General features: G+C 64.8%; 14 protein-coding genes. 11 read left to right on the top strand and 3 right to left on the bottom strand.

The features are described 5' to 3' along the window. Nucleotides 1–227 precede the first annotated feature (227 nt). The gene (locus O3299_RS16350) at nt 228–3,344 is read right to left on the bottom strand and encodes an efflux RND transporter permease subunit (protein ID WP_305062727.1); all 3,117 of its coding nucleotides are present in this window, start codon (nt 3,342–3,344) and stop codon (nt 228–230) included. Nucleotides 3,345–3,347: 3 nt separating this feature from the next. After that, nucleotides 3,348–4,580: an efflux RND transporter periplasmic adaptor subunit gene (locus O3299_RS16345; RefSeq protein WP_305062726.1), complete on the bottom strand. Its 1,233-nt coding sequence runs from the start codon at nt 4,578–4,580 to the stop codon at nt 3,348–3,350. 393 nt (nt 4,581–4,973) lie between these two features. Here O3299_RS16345 and O3299_RS16340 point away from each other — a divergent pair, with 393 nt between their 5' ends. Beyond that, nucleotides 4,974–7,505: an EAL domain-containing protein gene (locus tag O3299_RS16340; protein ID WP_305062725.1), complete on the top strand. Its 2,532-nt coding sequence runs from the start codon at nt 4,974–4,976 to the stop codon at nt 7,503–7,505. Nucleotides 7,506–7,513: 8 nt separating this feature from the next. On the opposite strand, the gene O3299_RS16335 is transcribed toward O3299_RS16340, so the two are convergent. Next, nucleotides 7,514–8,476 carry an endonuclease/exonuclease/phosphatase family protein gene (locus O3299_RS16335; protein WP_305058675.1) on the bottom strand — a complete coding sequence of 321 codons (963 nt, stop codon included), beginning with the start codon at nt 8,474–8,476 and terminating at the stop codon, nt 7,514–7,516. Nucleotides 8,477–8,513: 37 nt separating this feature from the next. On the opposite strand from O3299_RS16335, the gene ybaK reads away from it, so the two are divergent. The 10 genes from ybaK (at nt 8,514) to O3299_RS16285 (ending at nt 18,725) form a co-directional block, all read left to right on the top strand. Continuing rightward, nucleotides 8,514–9,005 carry a Cys-tRNA(Pro) deacylase gene (gene ybaK / locus O3299_RS16330; protein ID WP_251351753.1) on the top strand — a complete coding sequence of 164 codons (492 nt, stop codon included), beginning with the start codon at nt 8,514–8,516 and terminating at the stop codon, nt 9,003–9,005. Nucleotides 9,006–9,110: 105 nt separating this feature from the next. Beyond that, nucleotides 9,111–9,755 carry a glycerol-3-phosphate 1-O-acyltransferase PlsY gene (gene plsY, locus O3299_RS16325; RefSeq protein ID WP_257218863.1) on the top strand — a complete coding sequence of 215 codons (645 nt, stop codon included), beginning with the start codon at nt 9,111–9,113 and terminating at the stop codon, nt 9,753–9,755. Nucleotides 9,756–9,845: 90 nt separating this feature from the next. Next, nucleotides 9,846–10,511, top strand: a complete 666-nt coding sequence (locus O3299_RS16320) for a DsbA family oxidoreductase (protein WP_099666618.1) — start codon at nt 9,846–9,848, stop codon at nt 10,509–10,511. A gap of 70 nt (nt 10,512–10,581) precedes the next feature. After that, nucleotides 10,582–10,872: a DUF427 domain-containing protein gene (locus O3299_RS16315; RefSeq protein WP_099666619.1), complete on the top strand. Its 291-nt coding sequence runs from the start codon at nt 10,582–10,584 to the stop codon at nt 10,870–10,872. Between the two features lie 35 nt (nt 10,873–10,907). Beyond that, the gene (locus O3299_RS16310; RefSeq protein WP_289911400.1) at nt 10,908–11,873 is read left to right on the top strand and encodes a DUF2157 domain-containing protein; all 966 of its coding nucleotides are present in this window, start codon (nt 10,908–10,910) and stop codon (nt 11,871–11,873) included. Then, the gene (locus O3299_RS16305; RefSeq protein WP_305062724.1) at nt 11,870–13,531 is read left to right on the top strand and encodes a GDYXXLXY domain-containing protein; all 1,662 of its coding nucleotides are present in this window, start codon (nt 11,870–11,872) and stop codon (nt 13,529–13,531) included. Before O3299_RS16310 ends, O3299_RS16305 begins: the two co-directional genes overlap by 4 nt. A 61-nt stretch (nt 13,532–13,592) precedes the next feature. Next, a complete protein-coding gene (locus O3299_RS16300) occupies nt 13,593–14,837 on the top strand; it encodes a metal-dependent hydrolase (protein ID WP_305062723.1) in 1,245 nt (414 codons plus the stop codon). A 105-nt stretch (nt 14,838–14,942) separates the two neighbouring features. After that, nucleotides 14,943–16,694, top strand: coding sequence for a cation:proton antiporter (locus tag O3299_RS16295; RefSeq protein ID WP_099666623.1), 1,752 nt, complete (start codon nt 14,943–14,945; stop codon nt 16,692–16,694). 92 nt (nt 16,695–16,786) lie between these two features. Beyond that, entirely contained in the window at nt 16,787–17,695 is a 909-nt protein-coding gene (locus O3299_RS16290) for an ion transporter (RefSeq protein ID WP_099666624.1), read from the top strand. 49 nt (nt 17,696–17,744) lie between these two features. Next, nucleotides 17,745–18,725, top strand: a complete 981-nt coding sequence (locus O3299_RS16285; RefSeq protein WP_099666625.1) for a 3-oxoacyl-[acyl-carrier-protein] synthase III C-terminal domain-containing protein — start codon at nt 17,745–17,747, stop codon at nt 18,723–18,725. Nucleotides 18,726–18,733: the final 8 nt, after the last annotated feature.

Below are 18,733 nucleotides of genomic sequence, written 5' to 3'. Positions count from 1 at the left end.
CCGCACCTTGCCATGGGCAGGGCGGGCGGAATGCGCGCGTCTTGCCTAAGGCCGATCGCCGATGGTCAATCGACTACTGTCACTGGAACAAGCACCCACGAGTCACTCCATATCATTGATAACGGGGACAGTCTAGCCAGTGGGGCAGCTTTGGTCAACTGAAGCTCTCTTCAGGAAGCCGCCGCGTCGTCCCCGCCAATGCGGGGACGGTGAAGGCGACCGGTCAATCAGTGGGCGTGTGCCTTGCCGTCGTCGGCGGATTCGGCGTGCTCGCCGCTGCCGCCGAAAAAGCGCGCGGCGCGCTTGCCCAGGCTGTCGAGGTAGGTGTAGGCGACGGGCACCACCACCAAGGTCAACAGGGTCGAGGTGATCACGCCGCCGATGACGGCGCGGCCCATCGGCGCCTGCGATTCGCCGCCGTCGCCCATGCCGATGGCCATCGGCAGCATGCCGAAGACCATGGCCAGTGTCGTCATCAGGATGGGCCGCAAGCGCACTTGCCCCGCTTCCATCAGCGCCTCGAACTGGCCCAGGCCTTCGCGCTGGCGCTGGTTGGTGAAGTCCACCAGCAAGATCGCATTTTTGGTGACTAAGCCCATCAGCATGATGAAGCCGATCACGGAGAAGATGTTCAGGGTGCTGCCAGTAATGAGCAGGGCGGCCAGCACGCCGATCAGCGACAGCGGCAGGGACACCATGATGGCGATCGGCTGCAAAAAGCTGCCGAACTGCGACGCCAGCACCAGGTAGATGAAGATCACGGCGATCCCCAGCGCCATCATCGCGCCGCCCATGGTTTCGGCCATCTGCTGCGCATTGCCGGCCACGTCGAAGCGCACGCCGGGCGGCAGGTCGATGGACTTGATGGCTTTCTGCACGTCGGCGTCGACGTCGCCTGCAGGGCGGCCCTGCGTGCCTGCATAGATGGCGACCCTGCGCTGCAAGGCCTGGCGCTTCAGCACCTGCGGGCTCGATGACGGCACGAAGTCGACCACCTGGCGCAGCGGGATCATGACGGGCTTGCCGTTCGCGTCAAGCTTGCTCGAGGCCAGCGACAGGTCGGCCAGGTCGGCCACCTTTTGCCGGCCCGACTTGGGCAGCTGCACGTTGACGTCGTAGTTTTGCCCGTCGCCGGCCAGCCAGTGGCTGACCGTGTCGCCCGCCACGAACGGGCGCAGGGCGTTGCCGATCTGCTGCACCGACAAACCCAGGTCGCTGGCCAGTTCGTTATTGATCTTCACGGTGGTCGACGGATTGGCGCCTTCCTGGCTGTACTCCATGTCGGCCAGGCCCTTGATGCCGCGCATCTTGTCCATCAGGGTGTGCGCCACCGCATCGAGCTTGCCTTCGTCCGTGCCGAGGATGGCGATGAAGATGGGGCGCTGTCCGACGGACAGGGTGATGCCGGCAATCGGCGCCAGGCGTTCGCGGATCAGCTTTTCCAGCTCCTGCTGCGAGCGACGCTTGTGCTTCTTGATGTCCGTCAGCTTCAGGTTCACCTCGGCCGTGTTGCGCCCGTCCTGCGTGCCGACATTGGCCACCAGGCTGTCGATTTCAGGGAATTCCTTCAGCGCCGTTTCGATCTGGCGTACCTTGGTATCCGTGTATTCGAGGCTGGAGCCGACGGGCGTCTTGAAGCGCAGGTTGACCCATCCCTGGTCCGTTTCCGGGAACATCTCGCCGCCGATCATCGGCACGAGCATCAGGCTGCCCGCGAACAGGGCGACGGCCGTAGCCAGGGTCGTCTTGCGCCAGCGCAAAGCGACAGCCAGCACCTTGCCATACCATACATGCAGGCGGTCGATGCCCGTCTCGATCCAGGCCATGAAGCGGCCCAGCCACGGCGCGTACTTGAAGCGGTCCTTGACGGGGTCGCGCCAGACGGACGACAGCATGGGGTCGAGCGTGAAGCTGACGAACAGGGAGACGAGAACGGCGACGGCCACGGTGATGCCGAACTGCAGGAAGAAGCGGCCGATGATGCCGTCCATGAAGGCGACGGGGACGAACACGGCGACGATGGCGAAGGTGGTGGCCATCACGGCCAGGCCGATTTCATTGGTGCCGTCGTTGGCCGCCTTGTAGTGGTTCTTGCCCATGCCCAGGTGGCGCACGATGTTTTCGCGCACGACGATGGCGTCATCGATCAACAGGCCGATGCACAGCGACAGCGCCATCAAGGTGAGGAAGTTCAGGGTGAAGCCGAAGGCCTTCATGGCGATGAAGCTGGCCAGCACGGAGATCGGCAGGGTCAAGCCCGTGATGATGGTCGAGCGCCACGAATGCAGGAACAGGAAGACGATCACCATGGTCAGCACGGCGCCTTCGATGATGGTGCGCTTGACGTTATCGAGCTGGCTTTGCACGCGCTCCGATTCGTCGTCCAGCACGCGCAGGGTGATATCGGGCGGCAGGGTCTTTTGCAGGTCCGCCGCCACTTTCAGGATGCCGGTACCCACTTCGACCACGTTGGCATCCTGCACCTTGGTGATTTCCATGGTCACGGCTTGCTGGCCGTTCATGCGCGAGATCGACAATTCTTCCTGTTCGCCGTCGACCACGGTGGCCACCTGGTCCAGGTAGACGGGACCGATGGCGCGGCGCGCGACGATGATCTTGCCGAATTCGCGCGCATCCTTGATCTTGCCTTCCACGCGCACCAGCTGTTCGGCCGCGCCATGGCTGATGGAGCCGGCCGGCAAATTGGTATTCGTCGCCTGGATGGCGCGGATTACTTCATCGACGCCGATGCCCTGGGCATTGAGTTCGATCGGCTTCATGCTGATGAGGATCTGGCGCGCGCGCAGGCCGCGCAGCTTGACTTGCCCCACGCCGGCCACGCCCTGGAAGCGCTTGCTGATGATCTGTTCCGTCATGGTCGACAGCGAGCGCAGGTCATGCCCGGTGGACGTCAGCACGATGGTGGCGATGGGGCGCTCGTTGTCGCCCTCGGCACGGGCGATGAACGGGTCCTTGGCTTCCTTCGGGAAGCGGGGACGCACCAGGGCCACCTTGTCGCGCAAGTCCTGCATGGCCTTGTCCATGTTCGTCGACAGCTCGAATTCCAGGTAGACGCCGGCGCGTCCTTCCCACGAGTTGGCGCGGATGGTCTTGATGCCGCTGACGGTGTTGACGGCATCCTCGATGGGGCGCGTGATGTCGTTTTCCACGGCTTCGGGCGAGGCGCCCGGGTAGTTCACTTCAATGGCGGCGAACGGGAACTGCACGCTGGGCATGCTTTCCACGCCCAGGCCCCGGTAGGAGAAGATGCCCAGCACCACCAGCGCCACCATGACCATGGTGGCGAAGACGGGGTTCTGGATACTGACTTTGGTCATCCACATGGCTTAATCCTTCCGTGCCAGTACGGCTGCCGGCGCGGCAGGGGCGGCGGCGGGTGCGGCGAAAGTCACGCCATGGCCCGGCTTGACGCCATCGAGCCTGGCGATGATGACTTTCGTGCCCGGCACCAGGCCGGACGTCACTTCCGCATAGCCTTCATCCTCGTTGCGCAGCCCCAAGGTGACGGGCTGGGCGACCACCTTGTTGTTCACCAGCGCGTACACGACGGGGCCCTGCTTTTCGTTGCGCACGGCCGTCAGGGGCACCAGCGGCGCCACGTTTGACCGTTCGGTGACGATGCTGCCCTTGGCGAACATGCCGCCGCGCAGCGCGCCATCGCCATTGTCGACGGCGATGTAGACCAGCATGGCGCGCGAGCCGCTCTCGGTGGTGGGGTTGATGCGCGTGACCTTGCCGGCGAAGTCGCGCGCGCCGAAGCCGTCGACCTTGAAGTGGACATCCTGGCCCAGCTTGATGCGGGGGATTTCCGCGCTGGGCACGGGCGCTTCCAGGGTCAGCTGCGCCAGGTTGACGATGGTGTAGACGGGCATGTCGGGCGAGACTTTTTCCCCGGCCTGCAGGTGGCGCTTGCTGACGATGCCGGCCATCGGCGCGCGGATCACCGCATCGGCCAGCGCGATGCGGGCGATATCGACCATGGCGGCGGCGGACTTGACGTTGGCGCGCGCCAGCTCGACCGAGTTTTGCGTCGTGTCGTACGCCGTCTGCGAGATGTATTTTTGCTTGAGCAAGGCCTGGCTGTTCGCTTCATTCTTGCTGGCCATCGACAGGCGCGCCTGCGCTTCGTCGAGCATGGCTTGCTGCTGCGTCAGGCGGGCGCGCAGGTCGGCCGCGTCCAGGCGCACGAGGATTTGCCCATTCGCCACTTGCTGGCCTTCCTGCAAGGTCGTTTCCTGGATCACGCCGGAAACCTTGGCCTTGATGGTGGCCTGGGTCACGGGCGCCAGCGAGCCGGACAGGGGCAAGCTGATGCTGAGCGCGCGCGCCGCGATGGCGGCCACGTCGCCCTGCGCCAGTTCATGCACGGGCGTCTTGGCCTGCTCCTTCTTCTTGCTCGCTTGCAGTTCGGCTGCCTTGGCGGCTTGTTGCTTCGATTGCATCACCGTCCAGCCGCCGCCGGCCAGGCCCAGCACGACCAGGATCAGCACGGGGGTGCGCCAGCGCCGACGGCGCGTGGCTGCAAGGGGAGAGGCGGGGGGCAGGGTCTCGTTTTTCATAGGTATTTTTGGTCAGGAGCGGCGCAGGGGTTCGGCGCCAGGTCTCGGTGCGGACCCGGCCTGTCGCTGGCCGGGGGAATTCGGGTAGCGCATCACCGTGGCGGCCGCAGACAACACGCCTGCCGCTGCAGCCGTTCACGGCGATGCGCATGTTGCCACTTTAGGAAGAATCCAGCCCGGCCGCCATCGCCGTGCGACAGATTGCACAAAATCGGGGCTGGAATGCAAAAAACGGCGACCAAAGACACTGCCGGCATCGACGCCTTGCACGTCACGATGCTTGCGCATCCTCAAGAAGCCGATTCGCCGGCGCGCAAGAATGGGTGGGATGGTTGCGCCACCGGACAGGCCATTCGCCCGCCGGTTGCCGTGCGGCCGCGCCACGGGGGGCTGATGTCTGAACGGATTGCCGGAGCCGCCCCGTCGCCGGGCCGTTTGCTGGCCGCTGCCGAACCGCAGGCGGGAGCGGCCGGCAAGGCGCTCGATCTGCTGGCCATCATCGTCGCCGCCGTCGAGCAGGCACCGGGCCTGGCCGTGCGCGGCATCGACCGCGATGGCATCGTGCGCTACTGGAGCTTGGGTGCGGCGCGCCTGTATGGCGTCACGGCCGAGCTGGCGCTGGGCCAGCCGTGGGCCAGGGTGGCCGCCTCGCTGCCGGATGCCACCCTGGCCGAGGAGGTTGCCGGCGAACTGGCGGCCGTGTGGGACAGCGGCAAGGCGCGCAGCACGCGCCTGTGGAAGCTCGGCGCCGATGGGGCCGCGCCGCGCTGCATCTGTTCCACCGTGTTTCCTGTCATCCAGTCCGGGCGAGTGCGGCAAGTGGTCTGCATCGACGTCGACATCACGGCCAGCGGCCAGGATGGCGCCGCGCAGGGCGCCTTGTTGCTGATGGGCGACAATTTCCGCCAGTTGTACGAGAAATCCGCCGATGCCATCCTGCTGCTGCGTGACGAGCATATCGCCGACGCCAATCCCGCCGCCATCGTCCTGTTTCAATGCGAGGACCGGCCACGGCTGCTGGGGCGCCGCCTCAGCGATTTTTCGCCCTTGCGCCAGCCCGATGGCGAATTGTCAGCGTTGCGCGGCACGCAACTGGCGGCGCAGGCCCACGCGGACGGCAATTGCCGCTACGACTGGCGCTACCAGACGTGCGCGGGCGAGCTGTTCTGGGGCGAAGTGCTGCTCACTTCCGTCACGCTCGACCACACCTATCTGTTTTACGCCGTGATCCGGGATATTTCCTCGCGCAAACTTGCCGAGCGGGCCCTGTACCTGTCGGCGCAGGTGGTCGAGCATGCGCGCGAAGCCATCGTCGTGCTCGATCCGCAGCAGCGCGTGGTCAGCATGAATCCCGCGTACAGCGAGATCAGCGGCTACAGCCTGGACGACATGCTGGGCAAGCCCTTCGTCCTGCACGGCGCGGAGCCGGACGCGCCAGCGTTTTTCGATCACGTGTGGGACGAAGTCGGGGACAACGGATATTGGCAAGGCGACATCGTTGGCCAGCGCAAGGCGGGCGGGCGCTACCCGGCCTGGCTGTCGCTGACGGCCATCCGCGATTCGCAGGGGCAATTGAGCAATTACCTGGCCATCCTCAGCGATATCAGCGAGCGCAAGAAAAACGAGGAACACACGCGCCACCTGGCCGAGCACGATTTCCTCACCGACTTGCCGAACCGGGTGCTGTTGCTGGACCGGCTGTCGCTGGCGCTGGCGGCCGCGCGGCGCAAGCTGAGCATGCTGGCCATTTTGTACCTGGACCTCGACCATTTCAAGCACATCAACGACAGCATGGGCCACCACGTGGGCGACTTGCTGCTCAAGGAAGTGGCGCGGCGCCTGGTGCGCTGCGTGCGCGGCGTCGATACCGTCAGCCGGCATGGCGGCGACGAGTTCGTCATTATCCTGGCCGAGGTGGGCGGCATCGACCAGGTGGCCCACGTGGCGTCCAGCCTGCTGCATGCCGTCACGCAGCCCTATCAGCTGGGCGAATACGAATTGCATGTGTCCACCTCGATCGGCGTGGCCATCTTTCCCAGCGATGGCGACAGCATCGATAGCCTCGTGCATAACGCCGACATCGCCATGTACCACGCCAAGGAAAGCGGGCGCAACAATTTCCAGTTTTTCAATGCCGAGATGAATGCGCAAATCGTCGAGCGGGCCAGCCTGGAGCAAGGCTTGCGCGAGGCGCTGGGTCGCGAGGAATTCGTGCTGGAATTCCAGCCTGCGCTCGATGTCGCCAGCGGGCAGATCGTCGGCGCCGAAGCGCTGTTGCGCTGGCGCCACCCGCAACTGGGCGTGCTGCCGCCCGAGCGCTTCATCGCCGTGGCCGAGGAGTGCGGCTTGATGGTGTCGATCGGCAACTGGGTGCTGCGCCACGCCTGCCTGCGCGCGCGTGCCTGGCACGACGCGGGCCATGCCTGGCGCGTGGCCGTGAATCTGTCGCCGGCGCAATGTCTGCACAATAACTTGTTGCTCAGCGTACAAGAGGCGCTGGCCGTGTCGGGCTTGCCTGCCGGCTGCCTGGAACTGGAAGTGACGGAGTCCTTGCTGATGAAGGGAGGTGCGCGCCTGGCCGGCGTGCTGGCGCAACTGCGCGCGCTGGGCGCCAGGCTGGCCATCGACGACTTCGGCACCGGCTATTCGCGCCTGGCCAATCTGCGCCATTACCCGGTGGATAAGCTCAAGATCGACCCCTCGTTCCTGCCCGCTGCCGCGGACGGCGCGGCAACCGAGTCCGACACGGCCGTGGCCGCCACAATCATCGCCATGGCGCGCGAGCTGCAATTGACGGTGATCGCCGAAGGCGTGGAAACGGCGCAGCAGCTGGCGTATCTGCGGGGGCAGGGCTGCCAGCAATACCAGGGGCGCTATGCCAGCGCGCAAGTGGAGGGCAGCGCGCTGGCGAAGTTGCTTAATTAGCAGCTTATTTAGTCAATATTTCCCAGCAGCTTGATGCGTGCCAGCACCTGGCCATGGTCGGAGGCGTGCCGCAAGCCCAGCAGCAGATGGTCGTTGAGATAGGTTACTTCCTGCAGCACGCCGATGGCGCGCGGCGAGGCGGGGTGGAAATGTTCGGACACGAGGATGTGGTCGATCGTCATGTAGGCGCTGTCGTGGATATTCGTGTAGCCCACGTGGCGCAGGGCGTCCTGGCGCTGCTGGATGGCGTTGGCGTCGTACAGGCGTTCGCGCATCTCGGCACCCGCTTCGCACGGCGCGCCCGCCCCCATGACGATGGCCGTGGTGACGGCATTGGCGATGTCGTTGAAGTCGCCCAGCACGATGCGGGGACGGCCGCTGTGGCCCAGTTCGCTTGCCAGCACGCGCAGGGCCACGGCTTCTGCGCCGCGCCGCTGCAGCGAGCGCAGGTTGGCCAGCGCGTAGGCGGTGGCATCGTTGCCGTCGCCATGGCGGTAGTCGGGGCGGCGCGATTTCAAATGCACCACGACCACATCCGTGAGTTGTCCACCAGGCAAGATGACCTGGACATGCAGCGGCGCTCGGGCGAAGCGGCCAGCATCGTCGTCGGCAGGCACGCTCACGCCGGCGGGAAAATTCGCCCAGGCAACACCTGCACCAGCCAGCGGCAAGCGCGACACGAGCGCCACAGTGGGCAGCATGCGTCCGGCGGCATCGATGGCATCGTAGCCGGCCAGGGTGGCTGCGCGGTAATGGCGCGTGCGCGACAGCACGTCGCGCAGGGCCGCTTGCGAGAAAATTTCCTGGAAACCGATCACGTCGGCGTCGAGCAGGTCGATTTGCCGCGCCGTCCATTCCGCCTTGGCTTCGTATTGCGCCGGGCTCAACGGTTCCAGGTTGTCATACAATTTCGCCCCGGCGGGGGCAAGGTTGCAGACATTGAATGTGGCAAAGCGGATTTCTTCCTGCATAATTAGCACTCCTCACTGAACGATCAGCGTATCACGCATGGCTAAAAAAGAGCATATTTCCGAAACCCAGGCGACGCAGTTGCTGCGCAAGCATCAAGTTTCCTTCGAAGAACATCCGTATCCCTACGAGGAGCACGGCGGCACCAGCGTCTCGGCGCGCGAATTGAACGTGCCCGAACATGCGGTGATCAAGACCCTGGTGATGCAGGACGAGGCGGCCAAGCCGATGATCGTGCTCATGCATGGCGATTGCAAGGTGTCGACCAAGAATCTGGCGCGTGGCATCGGCTGCAAGTCCGTCGAGCCGTGCAAGCCCGAAGTGGCGCAGCGCCATTCCGGCTACATGATCGGCGGCACCTCGCCCTTCGGCACGAAGAAGGCCATGCCCGTGTACGTGGAGCAATCGATCCTCGCGCTCGAGCGCATCTATATCAATGGCGGGCGGCGCGGTTTCCTCGTCTCGCTGGCGCCGCAGGTGCTCGTTGATTTGTTGCAAGCCAAACCGGTGCAGTGCGCCTTGCAGGATTAAGAGAGCAAGAAAGCGGGGCTCCGCCCTGTCCCTGGACGGGGCGCTGGTGTATATTCTGCTGCGCCAGCCTCGATGCTGGTGCAATAAACACAATAAAGGGAAGAAATGAATCCAGTAATCACAACCGTGGCAATGACAGTGGCCGCTTACTTGCTCGGCTCGATATCGTTTGCCGTGGTGATGAGCAAGGTCTACGGCATTGCCGATCCGCGCACCTATGGCTCGAAAAATCCGGGCGCCACCAACGTGCTGCGTAGCGGCAACAAGGGCGCCGCCATCATGACCCTGCTGGGCGATGGCGCCAAGGGCTGGCTGGCCGTGTTCCTGGCCGACCATTTTGCCACGGCGCTGGGCGTGGGCGACACGGCCGTGGCCCTGGTGGCCATCGCCGTCTTCCTCGGCCATCTGTGGCCCGTGTTCTTCCGCTTCGTCGGCGGCAAGGGCGTGGCCACGGCCCTCGGCGTGTTGCTGGGCATCAATCCCTGGCTGGGCCTGGCGACCCTGGCCACCTGGCTGATCATCGCCTATGCCTTCCGCTATTCCTCGCTGGCAGCCCTGGTGGCGGCCCTGTTCGCGCCGTTCTACTATGGCTTGCTGTTCGGTGTCGATCCCATCTTGCTGGCCGTCATCGTCATGAGCGTGCTGCTCGCTTACCGCCACAGCCAGAACATCGCGAACTTGCTTTCTGGCAAGGAAAGCAAGATCGGCGGCAAGAAGGATGGGGCCAAGGCGCCCGCCAAGAAAAAGTAAGCGCTTGATTTCCCGCGGGCCGCACGCATATGCTGTGCTTGCGGCGCCGCGCGGTGCGGCCGCCACCGACTCGCGCAAAGGCTGCCCACCATGAGTTCCACTCCCGCCACACCTACCCCCATCCGTATCGATTTCGTTTCCGACGTTTCCTGCCCCTGGTGCGTGGTCGGCCTGAAATCGCTGGAGCAGGCGCTGGACACGCTGCAAGACACCGTCCAGGCCGATATCCACTTCCAGCCCTTCGAGCTGAACGCCAACATGCCGCCCGAAGGCGAGGATGTCGGCGAACACATCGCCCGCAAATACGGCTCCACCCCGGAACAGATGGCGCAATCGCGCGAAGCCATTCGCGCGCGCGGCGAACAGCTGGGCTTTACCTTTGCCATGGACAAGCGCGGCCGCATCTACAACACGTTTGACGCGCACCGTCTGCTGCACTGGGCCGGACTGGAAGGGCGCCAGAAGGCATTGAAAATGGCGCTGTTCGATGCGTATTTCACGCAGGGACAGGATCCGTCCTCGCACGCGGTGCTGCTGGCCGTGGCCGGCAAGGTGGGGCTCGATGGCGTGAAAGCGGCCGAGGTGCTGGCCTCCGGCGCGTATGCGGACGAGGTGCGCGCGCAGGAACAGTTCTACCAGCAGAACGGCATCAATTCGGTGCCCGCCGTCATCATCAACGAGCGTCACCTGATTTCCGGCGGCCAACCTCCCGAAGTGTTCGAACAAGCCTTGCGCCAGATCATCGCCGGCGCTTGAGCGGGGCGCCAATGGCGCGCGCCATGGCGGACTTTTTGCGCTACACTCGGCGCAGAAGGAGGATAGTCAAATGCCAACAGCCAGCTGGAATGGCGCCGTCATCGCGCAAGCCACCGATGCGCAGGTGCAAGTCGTTGAAAACAATGTATATTTTCCTTTAGCTACCGTGACGCAGGAATACCTGCGTCCCAGCAGCCACACGAGCATCTGCCCATGGAAGGGCACGGCCAGCTATTACGACCTCGTCGTCGATGGCGCGGTCAATGCCAACGCGGCCTGGTATTACCCCCAGCCCAAGGATGCCGCCAAGCAAATTGCCGGCCACGTCGCCTTCTGGCGCGGCGTCAGCGTCGAGCGCTGACGCTTTCTTACGACCAATCAACCTGAAAGCAGACGATGGATTTACGCCTCGCCGTGTACCAACTCGCCTCGGACTATGCGCTCGATGCCCAACAAACCCGGCAGTTGCAGGAAGTGGCCGGCTTCCAGCGCGAACCGGCGCGCCTGGCCTACTGGCTGCCGCGTGGCGTGGCCGTGCTGGGCGCCGTGTTGCTGGGCATGGGTTTGATTTGCTGGGTGGCCGCTAACTGGGAAGACCTGGGCCGCATGGGCCGCTTTGCCCTGCTGCAAGGCGTGCTGGCGGCCGCCTGCGTGGGCGCGTTTGCCGTGCCGAAAGCGCGCGTGCCCTTGTTGCTGCTGGCCTTGCTGGCCATCGGCGGCCTGTTCGCGTATTTCGGCCAGACGTACCAGACGGGCGCCGATCCGTGGCAGCTGTTCGCCCTGTGGGCCGCGCTGGCCTTGCCCCTGTGTCTGGTGGCGCGCAGCGACGTGCTGTGGACGCCGTGGATGCTGATACTGTCGACGGCCGCCACCCTGTGGATGCAGGCGCATGCGCACAACAGCTGGCGCGTCGATTCGGCCGATCTGCCCATTTTCATCGGCGGCTGGCTGGCCGTGCTGGCTGGCTGTGCGTTCGTCTCGCCCCTGCTGGCGCGCTGGACGGGGGCGGGCAGCTGGGCCTTGCGTCTGGGTCTGGTGCTGGCCACCTTCCTCATCACGGGCACGGCCGTCAGCGCCCTGTTCGGCAGCGAGATCGAATCGCCGTACTGGGCCGGTCTCGGCTTGCTGGCCGTCGCCGGCGTCCTGCTGGCCACGCGCCAGTTCTTTGACGTGTTCGGCCTGAGCGCCGTCGCGCTGGGCCTGAACACCTTGCTGGTGTGGGGGCTGGGGCACGTGCTGTTCCATGGCGGCGGCAATGGCGATGGCATCGGCAGGCTGGTGATGCTGGGCTTGTTCGCGGCCGTGCTGCTGGCGCTCACCGTGCAAGGCATTTTGTGGCGCACGCGCCGGGAGGCGGCATGAGCCATATCAATAGTCAGCGAGCCGATGCGCTCGCCACCCTGATCGACGACGCCACGCGCGCCGGCCTGTTGCCGTCCGGCGCCGCCCGTCCCGTGCAGGATGTACGGCCGTGGCCGCTGGTACTGATGACGGCCCTTGGCGCCTGGCTGGCCGCCATCCCCCTGGTCCTGGCGCTGGGCGCGGGACTGGAAAGCGTCGTGCGCCACGGCCCCGGCGCGTATGTCGTGGCCGCCATCGTGCTGGTGGTGGCCGTGCTGCTGATCCGCACGCGCGGCGTGGCATTGTTTGTCGAGCAACTGGCCGTGCCATGCCTGCTGGTGGGCGGCAGCCTGCTCGGCTATGCCCTGTTCCGCGACTATGCCACGCAGACGGCGTCGCTGCTGATGTGCCTGGCGTGCCTGCTGACGGCCGCCGCCCTGCCGCGCGACTGGCTGCGCGTGCTGCTGGGACTGGTCGCCTGCGGCTTGCTGGGGCTGGGCATCATCGATAGCACGCGCGACTGGATTTTCGAGAACGACCCCACGCAGCTGTACAGCGCCTGGATGCTGGCCCTGGCATTCTGGCTGGGCGCCCACTGGCTGCAAAAGCAGGCGTTCAACGATGGCCGCGGCGCGTCCATCGCCGCCTTCCTGGAATCGCTGTCGACGGGGTGGGTCCTGGCAATCTTGCTGGGGCTGGTTTTCTGGTCCGGCATGACCTTCATGCTGGGCGGCGCGCTGGGCGGCGGTATTGTCGGCGACGTGGCGCGCGAAGCGACCCGGCACCAGGCCGTTGCCTGGTATGCGCAAGTGTTGAATGGGGTGTCGCTCGTGCTGGCCACGGCGGCCGCCGCTTGGGCGGGATGGCGCTGGCCGGCGCTGCGCCAGTTGCCCGCCATCGGTGTGGCGCTGGTGCTGATCGTGCTGGCGTGGTTCATGCCGGCGCTGGGGCCCGTGCTGCTGATCCTCGCGTATTGTTTGACGAGCGGGCGTTCGCGCGTGGCCGTGGCGGCCGCGCTGGCGGCGGCGTGGATACTCGGCAGCTTTTATTATCAGCTGGCCTGGCCGCTGGCCAGCAAGGCGGCGTTGCTGGCCATGGCCGGCGCGCTGCTGTGCGCCCTGTCGTGGCTGGCCACGCGGGGCGCCGTGCTGCACCTGGTGGAAAGCAAGCCGGCGGGCGTGGTTCTTGAGCACCGCGCCGCGCGCCTGGGCGTGCTGGGGGGCTTGCTGCTGGTGTTGCTGGTCGCCAATGGCGGCATCTGGCAAAAAGAGCAGCTGATTGCCAAAGGACAAGCGATCTTCGTGGCGCTGGAACCCGTCGATCCCCGCTCGCTGATGCAGGGCGACTACATGCGCCTCAATTTCGTCAACCTGGGCGTCCTGTCCACCCTGGCCAGCGTGGACCGGGCGCCTGGCCGGCCCCTTGTGGTGGCGATGCGCGATGCGCGCGGCGTGGCGGAATTGCTGCGCCCGTACACCCAAGAGGCGCTGGCGCCCGGCGAATTCCTGCTCGAATTGACGCCGAAGGATGGGAACTGGGTGCTCGTCAGCGATGCCTGGTTCTTCAAGGAAGGCGATGCGGCGCGCTGGGAAAAGGCCCGCTATGGCGAGTTCCGCGTGCTGCCCGACGGCCGCGCCTTGCTGGTGGGCATGCGTGGCCCGGAGCTGGAGAAGCTGTAGCTTTGTCGCGCAGGCAGTCGTGCAAGAGCACGCCAGGGCGGGCATCCTGTAAAATTGCCCTATGGATAATATTACGCATTCGGTCATCGGCCTCGGGGTCGGCGAACTGGTACACCGCAGCCTGCCGCCCGAGCCGCAGGCCCCCGCACAGCGCACCCGGCGCGCGCTGTTTTTATTTTCGGCATGGTTTGCCAGCAACGCGCCCGACCTCGACCTGGTGCTGACCAGGCTGTTGCCGCGCCCGTTCGGCTACATGCTGCACCACCGCGGCCACACGCACACCTTGCTGCTGGCCTTGCCGCAGGCGCTGCTGTTGCTGGCCTTGCTGTGGCTGCTGTGGCCCGGCGCGCGCCGGCTGCTGAAAAGCAGCGTGCCCGCCCGCATCGGCCTGGCCGCTTGTCTGCTGCTGGGCTTTTGCTTGCACATGGGCATGGATTTCCTCAATTCCTATGGCTTGCACCCGTTCTATCCGTTTGACAGCCGCTGGCTGTATGGCGACATGGTCTTCATTGTCGAGCCCATGTTCTGGGTGCTGCTGGGCGTGCCCGTGATCATGTCCTTGCACTACGGCATCGTCAAAAGCGTGCTGCTGGCGGGGTTGACGGCGGCCTTGTGTTTCTTCACCTATAAAACCTATCTGGCGCCCGCTTCGCTGGTCATCCTGCTGGGGCTGGGCGTGATCCTGGCCGTGCTGCAGGGACGGGCCGGCGAGCGGGGGCGCGGACCGCTGCTGCTGGCCTTCGCACTGGCCGCCACGTTTATCGGCACGCAGGGCGTGGCGTCGGCCCTCGGCCGTGCGCGCATCGAGGCGGCCGTGCAGCGCCTCGATCCCGGCACGCGCGTGTGGGACGTGGCGATGACGGCGTTTCCCAGCAATCCGCTGTGCTGGATCTATGTCTCGCTCGACAGCAAGACGGACGTGTACACCTTGCGGCGCGGCACCCTGAGCCTGCTGCCGGATGCGCTGGCGCCCGCCGCCTGTCCGGCCGGCCTGGTGGAAACGGGTAGGCAAGGCCAGCAGCTGGCGCCCGGCATCGCCGTGTCGGCCAAGGCGGAGGGCAGCCTGGCCGCCTTGCGCGCGCTGCAGGAAGACAATTGCTATGTGGACGCCTGGTTCCGCTTTGCCCGCATGCCCAGGTTGAATGCGGACAAGCTGACGGATGTGCGCTTCAACCCCGGCATGCTGCCCAATTTCACGACCGTCGAACTGCAGCAGTTCCGCAACCGGCCGTGTCCCGCCTACGTGCCGGGCTGGGGCCGCCCCCGCGCGGACATGCTGGCGCCGCCGCAAGCGGTACGTCCGTAGCGAATTTGTTGCCTTGTGGCAAAATATCGTGTGTGCACTTACTTCGCCATGGCCGAGCATGCGACACGACCAATTCAGCATGAATGATATTTAGTTAGGATTATTTTGGAAGAGCAACACGCCTTACCGTATTTGCGGGAAACCCTGCTGTTTCTCGCCCTGGCCGGGATTTTTATTCCGTTATTGCAACGCCTGAAGGTCAACCAGGTCCTCGGTTTCCTGGCCGTCGGCGCCCTGTTCGGCCCGTTCGGCTTCGGCCTGTGGGCGGGCGACTTCACGTGGCTGACGTATTTCTCGTTCGTGCGTGCCGAGCAGGTCAGCGGCCTGGCCGAGCTGGGCGTGATGTTTTTGATGTTCATGATCGGCCTGGAACTGTCGACGGAACGGCTGTGGGCGCTGCGGCGCTGGGTATTTGGCGCGGGCGTGGGGCAGGTGGCCGTCAGCGCCTGCCTGATCGGCGGCGTCGCGTATTACTTTGGCCTGTCGCTGGAAGCGTCCATCGTGCTGGGCCTGGTGCTGTCGCTGTCGTCGACGGCCGTGGTGATGCAGCTGCTGACGGACCAGCGCTCGCTGCAGACGCCGGCCGGCCAGGCGGGTTTTTCCATTTTGATGTTCCAGGATTTGATGGTGGTGCCGCTGTTCATCCTGATCGACGTGTTCGCCAGCGGGCGCAGCGACGATCTCGCGTATCTGCTCAGCTTTGCGGCCGTGAAATCGGCCGGCGCCATCCTGCTGATCTATCTGCTGGGGCGCCGCGTGATTCGTCCGCTGTTCCAGTTTTTCGTCAAGAAACGCCAGCCCGACGTGTTCATGGCCTTGACCCTGCTCAGCACCCTGGGCATCGCGGGCTTGACCTACCTGGCGGGCCTGTCGATGGCGCTGGGCGCCTTGCTGGCCGGCCTGCTGCTGGCGGAAACGGAATTTCGCCACGAAGTGGAAGTGACGATCGAGCCCTTCAAGGGCTTGCTGATGGGCTTGTTCTTCATGTCGGTGGGCATGCAGATCGACGTGCGCGAAATCCTCAAGTCGCCGGTGTTGATCCCGTTGGCTGTGCTGAGCCTGTTTGCGCTGAAAACCCTCGTCATCAGCGTGATTTTCCGCATCGGCGGCTTTCATTGGGGGCGCGCCGTGGAAACGGGCGTGCTGCTGGGGCAGGGCGGCGAATTCGCCTTCATCGTCGTCGCGTATGCGCTGGGTACCAAGCTGATCGGCCCGCAGGTGGCGCAGTTCGTCATGCTGGTGGTGGGTCTGAGCCTGTTTGCCACGCCGGCGCTGGCCAAGGCGGCGCGCGCTTTCGGCAACTGGTGGGAGCAGCGCCACCACCATCAGCTGGCCGACCTGGCGCACGGCGCGCCGCCGCCCCAAGGCAGCACCGTCATCATCGCCGGGTTTGGCCGGGTGGGGCAGTTGCTGGCCAAGGTGCTGACGGAGCAGGATATCGCGTATGTGGCGATTGAAAATGATGCGCGACTGGTGACGACCCTGCATCCGCGCGGCTTCCCCGTGTATTTCGGCGATGCGTCGCGCGCGGAATTGTTGCAAAAGGTCAATGCGGACCGGGCTGCCGCCGTGGTGCTGACGATGGACCATGCGGCGTCCGTGCTGCATGCCGTGAAATCGATCCGCCGCGAATATCCGCAGCTGCCCGTGTATGCGCGGGCGCGCGACGAGGCGCATGCCGTGGCCCTGATACAGGCGGGCGCTACCCTGGTCGTGCCCGAGGCGCTGGAATCGGCGCTGCAGCTGACCGCCACCGTGCTGCACACGGTGGGCCTCTCGGAAGCGCGCACGGCGGACATCGTGCAAGCTGAGCGCGACCGGCGCAATGCCGTGCTGCTGGCGAAAAAGCTGTCGTAGTGTTGCTGTAGTGAAACCTGTAGCGCAACCGTGCGTGTCGCCGTGCTTTGTCAATTATCTATACAATAATAGTATATGAGCACATTACCCACATGAAAGCCGCGACGAAGAGCGGAGCGGCGCCCTTGACGCCGCAGCAACTGGCGGCGCAGGAAACGCAGCAGAAATATGGCAAGCCCGAGCGGGGCTGGCGCGAGCAGGTGTACACCGTCATTTTCGAGGCGGAAACGCGCACTGGCCGCGCCTTCGATTTGCTGCTGATCGCTGCCATCCTGATCAGCGTGACGGTGGTCGTGCTCAGCAGTGTCGCCTCCGTGGCCGAGCGCTATGGCACCTGGCTGACGGCGCTGGAATGGTTTTTCACCATTTTGTTTACCATCGAATATTTCGCCCGCCTGTCTTGCCTGCAGCATCCGGTGCGCTATGCCAAGAGTTTTTTCGGCATTATCGATTTGCTGGCCATCGTGCCCACCTACATCGGCTTGCTGCTGCCGGGCGCGCACGTGCTGATTGACGTGCGCATTTTGCGCCTGCTGCGCATGTTCCGTATCCTCAAGCTCACGTCGTATGTGCATGAATACACGGTGCTAGGGCGGGCCTTGCTGGCCAGCCGGCGCAAAATCCTCATTTTCTTGTCTTTTGTCATGATGGTGGTCTTTCTGTTGGGTACTGTGATGTACGTGGTGGAAGGACCGGAGAACGGTTACAGCAGCATCCCCACGTCGATTTACTGGGCCATCAGCACCATGACCACCGTGGGTTTCGGCGATATCACGCCGAGGACCGACATCGGGCGCACCATCGCTTCCCTGATGATGTTGCTCGGCTGGGGCATCCTGGCAGTGCCTACCGGCATTATCAGCGCGGAAATGACGGTACAGCGCAGTTCCAAGCTGGTCACCACGCGTACTTGCCCCACGTGCCTGAAGGAAGGGCTCGATGACGATGCCAGTTTCTGCAAGAACTGCGGCGTTGCATTGCCGCCATTGGCACGCGATTAGCGCATAGACCCTTCATCAACCGTATTTATTTTATTTTGTTAAGGCCAACATGATTCCAGTTCGCCTGATCGCGACGGGCAAGGCCGTGCCGTCGCAGAGTGTGACTTCCGCCAGCCTGGACCTGACTTTGGGCCATCCGGCTGGCTATACCCTGCGCAAGAGCGGCGTGCTGTCGCGCTTTGTCGCCGCGCCCGATGAATCGCAAAGCCAGCTGGGCGCCGCCGCCCTGCTCGACGCGCTGAAGAATGCCAGCCTGCGTCCGGCCGACATCGACTTGTTGATCTGCGCCAACGGCGTGCCCGAGCAAGCGTTGCCGAATACGGCTTGCTTCGTGGCCGAACATGCGGGATTGCCGCCAGGCACGCAAAGCTTCGACGTCAACGCCAGCTGCCTCAGCTTTATGGCCGCCTTCCGCGTGGCCGCGTCCATGCTGGCGGGCAGCGCCTACCGGCGCATCGCCATCGTTTCGTCCGACCTCGCCTCGCGCGGCGTCGACTGGAGCGAGCCGGAAGCGTCGATGATCTTTGGCGACGGCGCCGCCGCCGTCATCGTCGAGCGCGGCGATGGCAGCGCCGGCATCCGCGCCTACAAGATGGGTACGTATCCGGAAGGGCGGCGCTACTGCGAAATCCGCGGCGGCGGCACCGAGCGCAACCCGCGCAATGGCTGCGAGCCGGGCGACTACCTGTTCCGCATGGATGGCAAGGCCGTGTTCCGCCTGGCCGTCAAGGTGATGCCGGATTTCCTGGCGGAACTAATGCAGGAATCGGGTGCGGGACTGGAAAAAGTCGACGTGGTCGTGCCGCACCAGGCCAGTCCATTGGGACTCGCGCATGCGGCGCGCATCCTCGACGTTCCCGATGCTAAAATCATCAAGATCTTTGAAACGCATGGCAACCAGGTGGCCGCGTCCTTGCCCACCGCCCTGCACGAGGCGGTGATGACGGGGCGGGCCGTGGCAGGCCAGCGTTTGCTGATGATGGGCACGGCCGCAGGCCTGACCATCGGCGGCATGATTCTTGACCTGTGAAGGTGGTG

The organism is Janthinobacterium sp. SUN176, from assembly GCF_030587335.1.
GTDB classification, from domain to species: Bacteria; Pseudomonadota; Gammaproteobacteria; order Burkholderiales; family Burkholderiaceae_D; genus Janthinobacterium; species Janthinobacterium kumbetense.
This window is presented reverse-complemented; position numbering and strand designations above follow the sequence as displayed.

Excerpts from the sequence above, each read along its gene's own strand:
- O3299_RS16350 (WP_305062727.1), bottom strand. The coding sequence starts at position 3,344 with ATGTGGATGACCAAAGTCAGTATCCAGAACCCCGTCTTCGCCACCATG.
- O3299_RS16345 (WP_305062726.1), bottom strand. The coding sequence starts at position 4,580 with ATGAAAAACGAGACCCTGCCCCCCGCCTCTCCCCTTGCAGCCACGCGC.
- O3299_RS16340 (WP_305062725.1), top strand. The coding sequence starts at position 4,974 with ATGTCTGAACGGATTGCCGGAGCCGCCCCGTCGCCGGGCCGTTTGCTG.
- O3299_RS16335 (WP_305058675.1), bottom strand. The coding sequence starts at position 8,476 with ATGCAGGAAGAAATCCGCTTTGCCACATTCAATGTCTGCAACCTTGCC.
- ybaK (WP_251351753.1), top strand. The coding sequence starts at position 8,514 with ATGGCTAAAAAAGAGCATATTTCCGAAACCCAGGCGACGCAGTTGCTG.
- plsY (WP_257218863.1), top strand. The coding sequence starts at position 9,111 with ATGAATCCAGTAATCACAACCGTGGCAATGACAGTGGCCGCTTACTTG.
- O3299_RS16320 (WP_099666618.1), top strand. The coding sequence starts at position 9,846 with ATGAGTTCCACTCCCGCCACACCTACCCCCATCCGTATCGATTTCGTT.
- O3299_RS16315 (WP_099666619.1), top strand. The coding sequence starts at position 10,582 with ATGCCAACAGCCAGCTGGAATGGCGCCGTCATCGCGCAAGCCACCGAT.
- O3299_RS16310 (WP_289911400.1), top strand. The coding sequence starts at position 10,908 with ATGGATTTACGCCTCGCCGTGTACCAACTCGCCTCGGACTATGCGCTC.
- O3299_RS16305 (WP_305062724.1), top strand. The coding sequence starts at position 11,870 with ATGAGCCATATCAATAGTCAGCGAGCCGATGCGCTCGCCACCCTGATC.
- O3299_RS16300 (WP_305062723.1), top strand. The coding sequence starts at position 13,593 with ATGGATAATATTACGCATTCGGTCATCGGCCTCGGGGTCGGCGAACTG.
- O3299_RS16290 (WP_099666624.1), top strand. The coding sequence starts at position 16,787 with ATGAAAGCCGCGACGAAGAGCGGAGCGGCGCCCTTGACGCCGCAGCAA.
- O3299_RS16285 (WP_099666625.1), top strand. The coding sequence starts at position 17,745 with ATGATTCCAGTTCGCCTGATCGCGACGGGCAAGGCCGTGCCGTCGCAG.